Genomic DNA, 15,405 nt, shown 5'->3' with positions numbered 1-15,405 from the left:
AAATTAACCTTCTGAATCAGATATTACTCGTTGTGCAATAAGTTCACGTGCATCATCAAGCTCTACATTAAGACCAAGAGAACGCATTTCCTTAACTAATACATTAAAGCTTTCAGGAATACCTGCTTCAAATGTATCATCACCACGAACAACAGCTTCATAAACTTTCGTTCGACCGGCCACATCATCTGATTTAACCGTCAACATCTCCTGCAAAGTATACGCAGCACCATAAGCTTCAAGTGCCCAAACCTCCATCTCACCAAAACGTTGACCACCAAATTGAGCCTTACCTCCTAACGGCTGCTGTGTAACAAGTGAATAAGGTCCAATTGAACGCGCATGTATCTTATCATCAACAAGGTGATGCAATTTAAGCATATAGATATATCCTACAGTCACTGGACGATCAAAAGGCTCTCCAGTACGACCATCATAAAGCGTAACTTGTCCTGAACTATCTAAGCCTGCATCTTCCAACATCATATTAATATCAGCTTCATGGGCTCCATCAAAAACAGGTGTTGCAATCGAAACGCCTTGCTTCATCTGAAGTGCTAACTTAATAAGACTTTCATTATCATAGTGGCGAACCGGCTCATTACGATCATCATCAGGAATGAGATTTTCAATACGTTGACGCAAAGGCAATATATCTCCGGTTTCCTGATAAAGCTTTATTAAATCACCAATTTTTTTACCCATACCCGCACACGCCCAACCAAGGTGTGTTTCAAGAATTTGGCCAACATTCATACGACTTGGCACACCCAAAGGATTCAAAACAATATCGGCATGCGTTCCATCCTCAAGAAATGGCATATCTTCTACTGGAAGAATACGTGACACAACACCTTTATTACCGTGACGTCCTGCCATTTTATCTCCTGGTTGAATTTTGCGCTTCACTGCAACAAAAACCTTCACAATCTTCATAACACCAGGAGGCATTTCATCGCCTCTTTGAACTTTTTCAACCTTATCCATAAAACGACGTTGCAGTGCTTTTTTTGATTCATCATACTGCTTATGCAAAGCTTCAATTTCATTCTGAAGTTTCTCATCCTCAACAGCAAACTGCCACCACTGATATCGTGGATACTGTTCCATCACTGTACTATCAAGAGTCTTTCCTTTGGAAAAACCTTTTGGACCTTCTATCGCAACTTTACCTGTTAATATATCCGCAAGACGTGCATAAACACTCCGATCCAAAATTGATTGCTCATCATCACGATCTTTAGCCAAACGCTCAATTTCTTCACGTTCAATTGCCATTGCGCGCTCATCTTTTTCTACGCCATGGCGGTTAAAAACACGAACTTCTACAACAGTACCAAAAGTTCCAGGAGGCATTCGCATAGAAGTATCACGAACATCCGAAGCTTTTTCACCAAAAATCGCACGTAAAAGCTTTTCTTCCGGCGTCATTGGACTTTCACCTTTTGGTGTAATTTTACCAACTAAAATATCACCTGGATGAACTTCAGCACCAATATAAACAATACCTGCTTCATCAAGATTTCTTAATGCCTCTTCTGCAACATTAGGAATATCGCGGGTAATTTCTTCTGGCCCAAGCTTTGTATCACGTGCAGCAACCTCAAACTCTTCAATATGAATCGAAGTAAATACATCATCAGCAACAATGCGCTCAGAAAGTAAAATAGAATCCTCATAATTATAACCATTCCAAGGCATAAATGCCACAAGAACATTTCTCCCAAGAGCTAAATCACCAAGATCTGTAGATGAACCATCAGCAATAATATCACCCTTTTCTATCCGATCTCCTACGTGTACGAGAGGACGCTGATTAATACAGGTAGACTGATTGGAACGCTGAAATTTCTGCAAACGATAGATATCAACACCAGACTTTGAAGGATCTAAATCCTCTGTTGCACGAATAACAATACGCATTGCATCAACTTGATCAACAATACCACCACGTTTTGCACCAATAGCAGCACCCGAATCACAAGCAACTATTGCTTCCATACCTGTACCAACAAGAGGTGCCTCTGCACGCAAAAGTGGAACTGCTTGACGTTGCATATTAGATCCCATCAGCGCACGATTTGCATCATCATTTTCTAAAAATGGAATAAGGGCAGCAGCTACAGAAACTAACTGTTTTGGCGAAACATCCATCAAATCTATATGATCACGCGGCGCCATTAAAACTTCACCAGCATGACGACAGACAACAAATTCTTCCGTAAAACGTCCTTCTGCATCCAATGAAGAGTTTGCCTGAGCCACATAATGTTTTGATTCTTCCATAGCAGAAAGATAAATAACTTCTTTCGTTACCTTACCATCAATAATCTTTCGGTATGGACTTTCAATGAAGCCATACTTATTAACCCGAGCAAATGTTGCTAAAGAATTAATCAGACCAATATTCGGTCCTTCCGGTGTTTCAATCGGACAAATACGACCATAATGCGTAGGATGCACATCGCGCACTTCAAAACCTGCCCGCTCACGGGTTAAACCACCTGGACCAAGAGCAGAAAGACGACGCTTATGGGTAATTTCTGACAATGGATTGGTTTGATCCATAAATTGCGATAATTGTGAGGACCCAAAAAACTCGCGAACTGCAGCTGCTGCTGGCTTTGCGTTAATCAAATCCTGTGGCATAATAGTATCAATTTCAACCAACGACATACGTTCTTTGATTGCACGTTCCATACGAAGTAAACCAATCCGATATTGATTTTCCATCAATTCTCCAACCGACCGAACACGACGATTGCCAAGATTATCAATATCATCAATCTCACCACGACCATCACGCAATTCAACTAACATTTTAACAACAGCAAGAATATCTTCTTGGCGCAAAATGCGAACTGTATCTGGACAATCAAGCCCCATACGCAAATTCATCTTAACTCGCCCAACAGCTGAAAGATCATAACGCTCTGGATCAAAAAACAATGAATGAAACATAGCCTCTGCTGTATTAATTGTTGGCGGTTCACCTGGACGCATTACTCGATAAATATCAAATAAAGCATCCTGCCGGCTTTCATTTTTATCCACTTTTAAGGTATTACGAATGTATGCACCAACATTCATATGATCAATATCAAGAATATTAATCTGATCAGCACCAACATCAGACAAAATCTTTAATGTTTTTTCATCAATTTCATCTCCAGCTTCAAGATAAATCTCACCTGTTTGATAATTTACGATATCTTCTGCAAGATAGGATCCCAACAAATCATCTTCACTAACTTCAATCGCTTTTAAACCTTTTTCTTCTAAAAGCTTTGCAGCGCGAACTGTTAGTTTTTTACCAGCTTCTGCTACAACCTCACCACTATCTGCATCAACAAGATCAGAAACCAGTTTCATGCCCCTAAAACGATCAACTGAATAAGGAGTACGCCACCCATTCTTAGTACGTTCATAAGAAACTTTATTATAAAATGTCGACAAAATATCTGATGCATCCATACCCAGTGCCATTAAAAGACTTGTCACTGGAATCTTTCGCCGCCGATCAATACGAACATAGACAATATCTTTAGCATCAAACTCAATATCAAGCCACGAACCACGATAAGGAATCACACGAGCTGCAAAAAGAAATTTACCTGATGAATGAGTTTTTCCTTTATCATGATCAAAAAAGACACCTGGAGAGCGGTGCATCTGCGAAACAATAACACGCTCTGTACCATTAATTACAAACGTACCATTATCAGTCATTAAAGGCATGTCCCCCATATAGACACCTTGCTCTTTAATGTCTTTAATATCTTTTGAACCAGTATCTTCATCAACATCAAAGACAATTAAACGCAATATCACCTTTAATGGCGCTGCATATGTCAAATCACGTTGATGACATTCTTCTACATCAAATTTAGGTGGATCAAATTCGTAACGAACAAATTCAAGCATAGCTGTTCCGGAAAAATCCGAAATAGGAAACACCGATTTAAAAACAGCCTGCAAACCTTCATCTAAACGCCCGCCTTCCGGTTCCTCAATCATAAGAAATTGATCATATGAAGCTTTCTGAACTTCAATAAGATTCGGCATTTCTGCTACTTCAGGAATCTTACCAAAAAATTTACGCACACGTCTACGGCCATTAAATTGGGACATCATCGCTAAAGTCTGAGCCATTGTTGCTCCTCGATCTTTACTGCTCAAGGTAGACTAAACCTTGATAGCTTTATGTCATCAGTCTGCATACATACAGACCAGCTCATTTGATACCCTTTTAAGTATCTCTAATTTTTATATATCTAAACAACCAATATATCTACTTAATTTGACTTTACCATTAGGCCGTTTACAACAGCCCATTCCCTTACAGCTACTAAACTGTAAGGAAAAGGATTATCTCAATCAAGCCCCTTTTCTCAGGGAAATTGGCACACATCAATATTTACCAATAAAATAAACTTACTTAAGCTCAACCTTAGCACCAGCAGCTTCAAGTTGGGCCTTAATTTTTTCTGCTTCTTCCTTAGAAGCACCTTCTTTAATAGGCTTAGGCGCTCCCTCAACTAAGTCTTTTGCTTCTTTAAGTCCAAGCCCCGTAAGAGCCCGAACTTCTTTAATAACATTAATCTTTTGAGCACCACCATCTGTAAGAATAACATCAAATTCTGTTTTCTCTTCGGCAGCTGGAGCAGCAGCACCAACAGCAGCAACCGCCACAGGAGCAGCAGCAGAAACACCCCATTTTTCTTCAAGTAATTTTGAAAGCTCTGCAGCCTCCAAAACAGTAAGGTTAGAAAGATCTTCTACGATCTTTGCTAGATCAGCCATTTTAAAATTCCTTCACTTAAAAGATTTGAATTATTGTTTAGAAATTATCCAAAAAAACAGAAAACTATCAAGAATTTCTGTAAGCTTAGATTACAAAAAACAGCATAGCTGCTTCATCCTCCTCGAGCATATGCACCAATAACACGCGCAACCTGACCAGCAGGCGCATTAATAACCTGAACAATACGGGTTGCAGGAGTAGAAACCATACCCAAAATTTTTGCCCGCAATTCGTTCAATGAAGGCAATGAAGCCAAAGATTTTATAGCATCAACACTTAAACTTGTTTCACCCATTGAGCCACCAAGGATAACAAATTTATCATTAGCCTTTGCGAAATCAACAGCAACTTTCGATGCTGTAATTGGATCTTCTGAATAAGCAATAAGTGTTTGCCCAGTGAACAGATCCATCATTTCTTCAGATTTTGTACCCTGAAGAGCGATTTTAGCAAGACGGTTTTTGGCGACTTTAATAGCACCACCTGCTTCACTCATTTTTGAACGAAGATCGTTCATTTGCGAAACAGTCAAACCAGAATAATGTGCAACAACAACAGAACCTGACTCTTGAAAAGTCTTGTTAAGCCATGCAACAAATTTTCCTTTTTCCGCTTTATTCACTGTCTTTCTCCATTTAACAGATCTATTAAAACAAATCTGTTGGTTACCTTTGATAGCATGAAATTCTTCTATGCTAACGATGAGGATCCTGCCCCCTTCTTCACGCATAAACGATCAAAGGCAATCTTGGCTCAAACCTTTTAAGTTTATTAACTTCAAAGTTCTTACCCCAATCTCATGCAGGCCTTTTCTAATTAAGACACCTAAACAAGGTATCACCTACAATCTCGGACAGGACATTCCGGAATTTCTCCCGGTATGACCTGAGCTTAATAAAGCTCAGATAACTGAATGCCAACTAAAACTGATAACTAAAATAATCTCAGCCATCAGATACACAATAAAACCACAAGTTTTTCATATTGTCTCTGAACGAACTGTTGCAGGATCAACCTTTATTCCAACACCCATAGTTGAAGAAACTGCAACTCGCTTAATATATTCTCCCTTTGCACCTTGCGGCTTAGCTTTATTAACGGCACTAACAAAAGCTCTAATATTTTCCACTATTTTCTCAATTCCCAGAGAAGCCTTACCGATGCCAGCATGCACAATACCAGATTTTTCAACACGAAATTCAACAGCACCACCTTTAGAAGCCTTAACAGCACTAGCAACATCAATTGTTACAGTACCAACTTTTGGATTCGGCATCAAACTCCGTGGACCAAGAATTTTACCAAGACGACCAACAAGAGGCATCATATCTGGTGTTGCAATACACCTATCAAAATTAATTGTTCCACTATTAACAGTTTCAAATAAATCTTCAGCCCCCACAATATCTGCACCAGCAGCTTTAGCCTCTTCGGCTTTAACGCCACGCGCAAAAACAGCAACACGAACATTTCGACCTGTTTCATTAGGCAAATGAGCAACACCCCGAACCATCTGATCTGCATGACGAGGATCAACACCCAAATTCATCGAAATCTCGATTGTTTCATCAAATTTAGCAACAGCGCGTTCTTTGACCATTGAAATAGCATCTGTTAAAGCGTAAAGCTTATTAAAATCAACACCTTCACGAATTTTATGTATTCTCTTTGCTATCTTTACCATAATATTAGCCTAACACCTCTAAGCCCATAGAGCGAGCAGAACCTTCAACCATGCGCATTGCTGCTTCAATATCATTTGCGTTAAGATCTTTCATCTTTGCCTCCGCAATCGAATGAATCTTATCACGAGAAATCGTCCCCACAAACACTTTACCTGGCTCTTTAGAACCACTTTTTAAATTTGCTGCCTTTTTCAAAAAAAAAGATACCGGAGGCGTCTTCAATGAAAACGTAAAAGACTTATCTTGATAGTAAGTAACAACTACTGGAATCGGCGCACCTTTTTCCATTTCCTGCGTAGCTGCATTAAAAGCCTTACAAAACTCCATGATGTTAATACCACGCTGCCCAAGAGCAGGACCAATCGGAGGTGATGGAGTAGCCACCCCTGCAGGAATCTGTAATTTCAACTGACCTACACTTTTTTTTGCCATAATACCCTGCCTCTAAATTTATACTGGTAAATTGGCTACTTAAATTATGCCAAAAAACCACTGCAGTTTGATAGTCTGGATCATTAAGCTGGCAAAAGCCATAAATCACCTTCTATCTTGATACATTTCTCTATATTTTTAAAGTGATCAAAAAAATCACTTTAAGCCCAATCAAAGCTTTTCAACCTGATCAAACTCTAAATCAACAGGCGTAGGACGCCCAAAAATTAACACTTCAACCTTAAGGCGAGAGCGCTCTTCTTCAACCTCTTGAACGATACCATTAAAAGAAACAAAAGGCCCATCTGCTACTCGAACCTGCTCACCTACTTCAAATGACATAGAAGATTTTGGAGACTCAACCCCTTCCTTAACCTGTTTAAGAATTTGCTCAGCTTCGCGATCAGAAATAGGAACAGGACGCGCATCTGAGCCTAAAAATCCTGTCACTTTAGGAGTATTCTTAATGAGATGATAAACCTCATCTGTCAACTCAGCACAAACAAGAATATAACCAGGAAAGAATTTACGCTCAGAATCGACCTTACGACCACGACGAATTTCAACAACACGCTCAGTCGGAACAAAAATTTTTTTAAATAAATGATCAAGCCCTTTTTGCTTTGCTTCTTTATCAATAGCTTCCGCTACCTTTTTTTCAAAGTTTGAATATGCTTGAACAATATACCAACGAGCAGCCACAGTCACATTTCCTTGCACTATCAACTAAAAAGATACTTTAGAAGATCAATACCCTGCCATACACCAAAATTTACCGTCTGATCCACAACAAAAAAGAAAACTGAAGCCAATGCAGTTACCACTAACACCATAACAGTAGAAATCACTGTTTCACGACGCGAAGGCCATTTTACTTTAGCTGTTTCTGCGCGAACTTGTTTTAAAAAGGTAATAGGATTGATTTTAGATACCATTAATCACACTACATTCTTTCTAATCTTATTGCAAACTATACAATAAAAAACATGACAAAAATGCGAAAAGTTACAACAATCCTTACGCAATCCCATCATCTTTTACTCAATACAGATTCATGTACAAAAAAACAAGCCCTATATAAAAAAAAGAAAATAAACATAACTAATCTGTCTATCCTCTCTCTAACTGTGATTCAAATCACAATCCACGGCAGGGGCAGCAGGACTTGAACCCGCGACCTGCGGTTTTGGAGACCGCCGCTCTACCAACTGAGCTATACCCCTAATCTTTTAGAAAAATATTTTAAATATATCCTAAGTAATTTATCTCACCTATTCAATAATTTTAGATACGATACCGGCCCCAACGGTGCGACCACCTTCTCGGATCGCAAAACGAAGCTTCTCTTCCATTGCGATTGGAACAATCAAAGAAACATCCATTGCAACATTATCACCCGGCATAACCATTTCCGTTCCTTCAGGAAGCGTAACTATACCTGTAACATCGGTCGTACGAAAATAAAATTGAGGACGATAGTTTGTGAAAAACGGTGTGTGACGTCCCCCCTCATCTTTCGTTAAAATATAAGCCTCAGCTTTAAATTTAGTATGAGGTGTAACAGAACCAGGTTTCGCCAATACTTGACCACGTTCAATCCCCTCACGATCAACTCCACGAAGCAAAGCGCCTATATTATCACCAGCCTGACCTTGATCTAAAAGTTTCCGAAACATTTCAACCCCGGTAACCGTCGTCTTAGATGTAGGACGAATTCCAATAATCTCTATCTCTTCACCAACTTTAATAATGCCACGCTCAACACGACCTGTAACAACCGTACCACGACCAGAAATAGAAAAAACATCCTCGATAGGCATCAAAAACGGCTGATCAACTGGACGCTCAGGGGTCGGTATATATTTATCAACTTCACTCATCAAAAGACGAACAGAATCTTCACCTATACTCTTATTTGAATCCTCAAGCGCAGCCAAAGCCGAACCCTTAACTATAGGAATATCATCTCCCGGAAAATCATATTTCGATAAAAGCTCACGAACTTCAAGCTCTACAAGCTCTAAAAGCTCGCTATCATCAACCTGATCAACTTTATTGAGAAAAACAACAATCGCTGGAACTCCAACCTGGCGGGCCAACAAAATATGCTCACGCGTTTGAGGCATAGGTCCATCTGCTGCAGAAACAACTAATATCGCACCATCCATTTGGGCCGCTCCTGTAATCATGTTCTTAACATAATCCGCATGACCAGGACAATCAACGTGAGCATAGTGACGGCTCTCCGTTTCATACTCAACGTGCGCAGTAGATATCGTTATACCACGTGCCCGCTCCTCAGGCGCCGCATCAATTTGGTCATACGCTTTAAATTCACCAAAATACTTCGTAATCGCTGCTGTCAATGAAGTCTTCCCATGATCAACATGACCAATCGTACCTATATTAACATGCGGCTTCGTACGTTCAAATTTGCTCTTTGCCATCGCCGTCAATCTCTTGTCTTAAATTAGTTAGTATAAAAAGGTTCTCAGAACCAAATCAAACCGGACTAATACCTCAGTCCGGCATAACAACTATAAAACGAAAATATTCGTCTCTTTATTATGATGATGGAAAACACCCACCATTTTACTCAATCGCCAGCTTATGTCTGGAGCGGGTAGCGGGAATCGAACCCGCGTATTCAGCTTGGAAGGCTGCTGCTCTACCATTGAGCTATACCCGCACATATCAGCTCTATTTGATGAATGGTGAAGGGGGTTGGATTCGAACCAACGTAGCATACGCAACGGATTTACAGTCCGTCCCCTTTAACCACTCGGGCACCCCTCCATTACATCGGTAGAGCTGGGCGATAAAGCATCACTACAACCAATCTCTTTCTACTAAGTTTAGACTGGCTGAGGGTTGGTTATGGCGTTTAGTATTGCATCTGTCAACAAAATAAATATGGTTCTTTACAAATTTTCTATTAAATAATTTAAAATTTTATATTTTTTCTATATACAAATTTCTATATACAAATCCATTATAAACATAATATGAAAAAAATATGCCTAAAGACTCTCATTATGCTCGTCTTCGTCGCCGATATCGTGATACAAAAGGCTCTTTTTTTCAATCTACAACATATGTAAAACAACCACCTATCCCATTACAAAAAGAACAAATTTACCTTTATGGTATTCATCCAGTTCATGCAGCATTGAAGAATCCTAGAAGAATTTTAAGACATCTGTATGCTACACCAAATGCTTTAAAGCGTCTTGATATAAACGAATCAAATATAGCGTGTCCTATAACACCATGCTCACCGAAAAAACTGGAAATGTTTGTAGGAAGGGAAGCAGTTCATCAAGGAATTGTATTAGAAACTGAACCTCTAAAATCACGTTCTTTATCGGAACTGACAAATACCGATCTTATCATTATCATGGATCAAATTACTGATCCACATAACGTTGGTGCTATTATGCGCTCTGCCGTAGCCTTTAAAGCTGGAGCAATCATTACTACTAATCGCCATTCACCACAAGAAAGTGGTGTACTTGCCAAAGCAGCGTCTGGAGCTTTAGAACTCATTGAATACATTACTGTACGCAATCTTTTTAAAGCACTTCAAGAACTTCACCAAATGAACTTTATTAGTTTTGGACTTGATTCAGAAGGTAAATTTCCTTTAGAAACAGCGTTAACAGGGACTAAAATCTCCCTTATTTTAGGAGCAGAAGGTAAAGGCTTACGTCAAAAAACACGGGAAAATGTGTACTCACTAGCACGCCTTGATCTGCCTGGAGATATTAAGTCATTAAACGTTTCAAATGCTGCAGCAATCGCGCTCTACGCAGTATACAAATACCTTAGACAGTAACTTTATTCTCCTATAGTAAATTGAAATGAGAATTTCATTTTGAGCAAACAGTAATAATTGTAGCTGCTGCATTAAACTCAGACTTTTTATAAGCACGACGTGTTATTGTTTCCTCATCTTTTCCCCATTGTTCCATTGTCCAATCTTCATCTAAATGTGCTATAGCCCAAGCATCATCTGTACAAATCTTCCCCTCAGCTACAGCAAAAGCAATAAGAGCTGATCCTGTCAATGTAGTCATTGCATGAAGTGCAGCTAACGTATAAGGAGATTCTATCTTGCGTAAATAATTGCTCACCGCTTGAATAGACTCAGGTGGTTGTTCAACATGCATAAGACCTTCTACTAAATTAAAATGTGTACCTAATCTTTCTTCTGCCCAATCAAGTAAAAAGTCCCATTTTTCAGATTGTCGTTTCACTAATTCTTTTGGTGTTTGTGCTCGATAAAAAATCATATCACATGCAACAAAACGCAACAGATCTTCAAAAATAATTTGCATATTATCAATTATACCGTCAATAACAGTATTAACCAAACGCGTAATTGGCATTTTTGCTGGATCAATCACCGCTTTTTGGGCAGTAAATTCTTGTGCTACCAATCCAGCAAGCATTTCTACCGGTAGAAAAAAATCACGTTTTGCAGGTGTCTTTAATAGTTTCCCATCTAGTAAAATAAAAAATTTTCCTTCTTTACAGGTGACGTCTACTTTTTCGTAAAACCGCTTAGGCAATGGCCGACATGATAATTTTTGAGGATGATGAAAAGAATTACCTTCATTCAATAACGTATCAACATCACCTAAAATTTCACGCATTTTTTTCTACCTTTAATATTTTCAACAAGCCTAATAAGGTTTCTAGAATAAAATTTGCAATTATTAGCTACAAAAATACTGTACAGCAATTTTAAAACATATCAACTACAGTCATTCCAACAAATACTAAAGTATTATGCCATTTAACTATCAACAATCTTATACTATATCTCTGTATGATAATCTCAACATCAGCTCATAAGCTCTTATAATCATTGATTTATAAATCAATATCCTTAATTTTCATGGAACAATAAATGCTAAAGCAATGTCTTATAAAGTAGAAAAGGTTCATCCAATATTACTTATAGTAATAATATCACCATCTCATAGGAAAATAAGGAAGAGTTTAATTTAAAAAGCAATGTAATTTCAATCGACAATATAATACTCACAACACCATAATATATCAGTTATAGGAGATGTTTTATAAACATATTGAGTATTTAAACTGCATATTGCTTTTGATGCTTTTCAGTAAGTACCCGCTAGTTTTAATAAGATAGATCATTCATTCAAAAGATAATTTTTAAAAATCCTTCCACACGATCTTTCTTCTGGATTTTTTATTAATTTTTATTTAAGAATCAATATATTAAAAGACTTTTATCTAATATCTTGATATCATTACTGCTTCTAGAGTTCTTAAAGGATTTTCATTTATATGTTAACTATTTTTGTAACACATAAATGATTTTGTATTTGTTTTAAAATGAGATAGGTTGAAATAAGAGAATGTTACTCTATTTTAAACTTTAATTCAAAATAAAGTAATATATTACCTTTATAAATCAATTAGTTATAAATATTAAGGAAAAAAAGTACAGTATTGTTTCTATTATTCTGTATCACCATCGATTTCGTTAAAAGCGAAAAGATTAAAACTTTGCACCATATGAGGTGGTAAAGGTGCAGTAACATCTAATATGCCTCCTGAAGGATGAGGTATACGGATACGACGTGCATGAAGATGAAGCCGATTTTGCATTCCTCCTGGCAAGTCCCAATTACTATCAGAAAAAAAATATTTTGAATCGCCAATAATCGGATGATTTATATAAGCAGCATGAACACGTAATTGATGTGTTCTTCCTGTATAGGGTTCCATTTCAAGCCAAGAAAGAGCTTTTCCTCGCGTATCCAAAACACGATAATAAGACACTGCATGATTGGAATCTGGTTGTCTACGTTCACAAACACGCATTTTATCACCTTGTGCAGTTATTTCTCTGACCATCCATGTCGAAATTTTATCCTGCTTTTTTCTAGGCACCCCCCGGACCAATGCCCAATAAGTTTTCTTTGTTTCTCGTGTTCTAAAAGCAGCAGTCAAAGCCTGCGCAGCTCCTCTTGACCGTGCCACAACAAGAACACCAGATGTCTCACGATCAATGCGATGAACCAATCGCGGTTTTTCGCCTTTTTTATTGCGCCATACTTCAAGCATACTATCAACATGACGCGTCAAGCCAGAACCGCCTTGTACCGCTAAACCTGCTGGTTTATTAAAAACAAAAATTTTTGAATCTTCATAAAGAAGCATATCTTTTAAGATTATGTCATTGTCCTGTCCACAAACGATTTTATTGATTACAGGAAAGCTATCCTCTTTATCTATAAGTAAAGGGGGCACACGAATAGATTGCCCCATAACAAGGCGCACATCATTTTTAACACGTCCACCATCAACCCGTATCTGTCCAGAACGTAGAAGTTTTTGTAAATATCCAAACCCAACATCTGGATAGTACACCTTAAACCAACGATCTAAACGCATTCCATTTTCATCTGCTTCAACCTTTTTTATTTTTACGCCCACCATAATAATTCTCTTATCATAAAATTTGTTATTAACATTCTCATCCTACTGTATATAAACACAAAAAATGATTTTATAAATTGACGTTATCACGCTGCGTTACAATCCGTATTCAAAATTGCATTCTCCTACTGCATAAATTTTATTAGTTTCAAAGACCAATCGCTAAGAGAATCTTGAGTGAGAATTGGAGATAATCATCTGTGTCTTTATTTAAAATTTATGCTCGTGTTCTTTCTTATCTCAACAAAGAAAAAAATACATCCATTTTAATCTGCTCAGCTAATGTTACTTTAGCTATAATTACGATTATAGAACCTATTTTATTTGGACACGTTATTGATGCAATTGCAGATAAATCTGGCATTATTTCGACCCTCATAATGTGGGTAGGCTTTGGTGTTTTTAATATTATTGCTTACGTACTCGTAGCACGTAGTGCTGACCGCTTAGCACATAGACGTCGCTTGACTGTTTTAATAGAATCTTTTGAACGTATCATTGCTATGCCATTAATCTGGCATCAACAACGTGGAACTTCTAATGCTCTTCATACACTACTACGTGCAATAGATTCTATGTCAACCATATGGCTTGACTTTATGCGTCAACATCTCTCAACTCTTGTTGCATTACTTGTTCTCGTGCCAATAGCTTTCAAAATGAATTGGCGTCTTTCAATAGTCTTGCTTGTCCTCGCTATTATCTATGTATTAATTGCACGTTTAGTAATGCAAAAAACAAAAGATGGACAAGCAGCCGTAGAACGCTACCACCATAATCTTTTTAAGCATGTCAGTGACTCAATTTCTAACGTTTCGATTGTACAAAGTTATAATAGAATATTAGAGGAAACCTCCATACTTCATCAACACGCAGCTGATCTTCTTAAAGCCCAAAATCCTGTTTTAAATTGGTGGGCTCTCGCTAGTGGCTTAAATCGAATGGCCTCAACAATTTCAATAGTGTGTGTCCTGATTCTAGGCGCCTTTTTTGTAACAAAAGGCCAAGTGCGAGTAGGAGAAGTTGTTGCTTTTGTTGGATTTGCTCAATTAATGATTAATCGTCTTGATCAAATTAGCAATTTCATCAATTTAGCTATATCTTCACAAGCAAAACTAAAAGATTTTTTTGAAATGGAAGACTCTACTGTTCATATCAATACACCAGAAAATCTTCCTTCTCTTCAAAATGTTAAAGGTGAAATTCAGTTTCATCATGTGTCCTATAAATTTCTTAATTCCTCTCAAGGTGTTTTTGATATTTCATTTAAAGTTAAAGCAGGACAAACCGTTGCGATTGTAGGGCCAACAGGTGCTGGAAAGACAACATTAATCAATTTGTTACAACGCGTATATGATCCTACAATTGGGCACATCAGTATTGATGAAATAGATATACGCACAGTTAATCGTGAATCCTTGCGCAAAGCTTTAGCAACAGTCTTTCAAGATTCTGGTCTTTTCAACCGTAGTATTCGCGATAACATTTCAATAGGCAAAACAACCGCAACAGATGAAGAACTTTATGAAGCTGCAAAGATAGCTGCTGCTCATGACTTTATTCTAGAAAAAAATGATTGTTATGATACATTAGTTGGTGAGCGCGGTTCACAATTATCAGGTGGAGAAAGACAACGATTAGCAATCGCACGTGCTATCTTAAAAAATGCACCCATCCTTATTTTAGATGAAGCAACAAGTGCTCTTGATGTTGAAACAGAAGCTCGTGTTAAAGATGCTATCGATTGTGTAAGTCAAAACCGCACCACTTTTATTATAGCACACCGTCTTTCAACAGTTCGCAATGCTGATCTTATATTATTTTTAGATCATGGCCGTTTAATTGAAAAAGGTAGCTTTCAAGAACTGATTAGCAAAGGCGGTCGCTTCTATAAATTATTACAAACTGGCGGCTTAATGAGTGATCAAGAAACAACGAAAACAGAAAATGAAAACATAGTGCCATTACACAAAGCTATTGCATCATAAAATTTTTGTTTTCTACGCT

12 protein-coding genes and 3 tRNA genes are annotated in these 15,405 nt (G+C 37.9%); 2 read left to right on the top strand and 13 right to left on the bottom strand.

The features are described from left to right. Positions 1-3 precede the first annotated feature (3 nt). The 11 genes from rpoB to Bho11B_RS03465 all read right to left on the bottom strand — a co-directional run bounded on the left by rpoB (position 4) and on the right by Bho11B_RS03465 (position 9,717). Positions 4-4,152, bottom strand: coding sequence for a DNA-directed RNA polymerase subunit beta (rpoB, locus tag Bho11B_RS03515; protein ID WP_035006013.1), 4,149 nt, complete (start codon positions 4,150-4,152; stop codon positions 4-6). Positions 4,153-4,434: 282 nt separating this feature from the next. Next, positions 4,435-4,803, bottom strand: a complete 369-nt coding sequence (gene rplL / locus Bho11B_RS03510) for a 50S ribosomal protein L7/L12 (protein ID WP_035006015.1) — start codon at positions 4,801-4,803, stop codon at positions 4,435-4,437. 113 nt (positions 4,804-4,916) lie between these two features. After that, positions 4,917-5,426, bottom strand: coding sequence for a 50S ribosomal protein L10 (rplJ, locus tag Bho11B_RS03505; RefSeq protein ID WP_078674090.1), 510 nt, complete (start codon positions 5,424-5,426; stop codon positions 4,917-4,919). Between the two features lie 357 nt (positions 5,427-5,783). Further along, positions 5,784-6,488, bottom strand: coding sequence for a 50S ribosomal protein L1 (gene rplA / locus Bho11B_RS03500; protein WP_078673683.1), 705 nt, complete (start codon positions 6,486-6,488; stop codon positions 5,784-5,786). A 4-nt stretch (positions 6,489-6,492) separates the two neighbouring features. Then, entirely contained in the window at positions 6,493-6,921 is a 429-nt protein-coding gene (rplK, locus tag Bho11B_RS03495; RefSeq protein ID WP_078673682.1) for a 50S ribosomal protein L11, read from the bottom strand. A 171-nt stretch (positions 6,922-7,092) separates the two neighbouring features. Continuing rightward, complete coding sequence (gene nusG, locus Bho11B_RS03490; RefSeq protein WP_035006021.1) at positions 7,093-7,623, bottom strand: transcription termination/antitermination protein NusG; 531 nt, start codon at positions 7,621-7,623, stop codon at positions 7,093-7,095. Positions 7,624-7,643: 20 nt separating this feature from the next. Beyond that, on the bottom strand, positions 7,644-7,856 hold the full coding sequence (gene secE, locus Bho11B_RS03485) for a preprotein translocase subunit SecE (RefSeq protein WP_035006022.1): 213 nt from the start codon (positions 7,854-7,856) through the stop codon (positions 7,644-7,646). Between the two features lie 215 nt (positions 7,857-8,071). Next, positions 8,072-8,144, bottom strand: a tRNA-Trp gene (locus Bho11B_RS03480). 48 nt (positions 8,145-8,192) lie between these two features. Continuing rightward, positions 8,193-9,368, bottom strand: a complete 1,176-nt coding sequence (gene tuf, locus Bho11B_RS03475) for an elongation factor Tu (protein ID WP_035006025.1) — start codon at positions 9,366-9,368, stop codon at positions 8,193-8,195. A gap of 168 nt (positions 9,369-9,536) precedes the next feature. After that, positions 9,537-9,610: transfer RNA gene (locus Bho11B_RS03470), tRNA-Gly, on the bottom strand. Between the two features lie 23 nt (positions 9,611-9,633). Next, a tRNA-Tyr gene (locus Bho11B_RS03465) sits at positions 9,634-9,717 on the bottom strand. Between the two features lie 220 nt (positions 9,718-9,937). On the opposite strand from Bho11B_RS03465, the gene Bho11B_RS03460 reads away from it, so the two are divergent. Then, a complete protein-coding gene (locus tag Bho11B_RS03460) occupies positions 9,938-10,756 on the top strand; it encodes an RNA methyltransferase (RefSeq protein ID WP_078673681.1) in 819 nt (272 codons plus the stop codon). A 34-nt stretch (positions 10,757-10,790) separates the two neighbouring features. Here the strand turns inward: Bho11B_RS03460 and Bho11B_RS03455 are convergent, their stop codons facing one another. Both Bho11B_RS03455 and Bho11B_RS03450 read right to left on the bottom strand, forming a co-directional pair. Then, complete coding sequence (locus Bho11B_RS03455) at positions 10,791-11,576, bottom strand: ATP12 family chaperone protein (protein WP_078673680.1); 786 nt, start codon at positions 11,574-11,576, stop codon at positions 10,791-10,793. An 838-nt stretch (positions 11,577-12,414) separates the two neighbouring features. Further along, complete coding sequence (locus Bho11B_RS03450) at positions 12,415-13,398, bottom strand: RluA family pseudouridine synthase (protein WP_035006030.1); 984 nt, start codon at positions 13,396-13,398, stop codon at positions 12,415-12,417. Positions 13,399-13,598: 200 nt separating this feature from the next. On the opposite strand from Bho11B_RS03450, the gene Bho11B_RS03445 reads away from it, so the two are divergent. Then, on the top strand, positions 13,599-15,386 hold the full coding sequence (locus Bho11B_RS03445; RefSeq protein WP_078673679.1) for a glucan ABC transporter ATP-binding protein/ permease: 1,788 nt from the start codon (positions 13,599-13,601) through the stop codon (positions 15,384-15,386). Positions 15,387-15,405: the final 19 nt, after the last annotated feature.

This window comes from Bartonella sp. 11B (genome assembly GCF_002022625.1).
GTDB lineage: Bacteria > Pseudomonadota > Alphaproteobacteria > Rhizobiales > Rhizobiaceae > Bartonella > Bartonella rochalimae.
The sequence above is the reverse complement of the archived record's forward strand: the minus strand, read 5'-3'. Positions and strand labels throughout refer to the sequence as shown.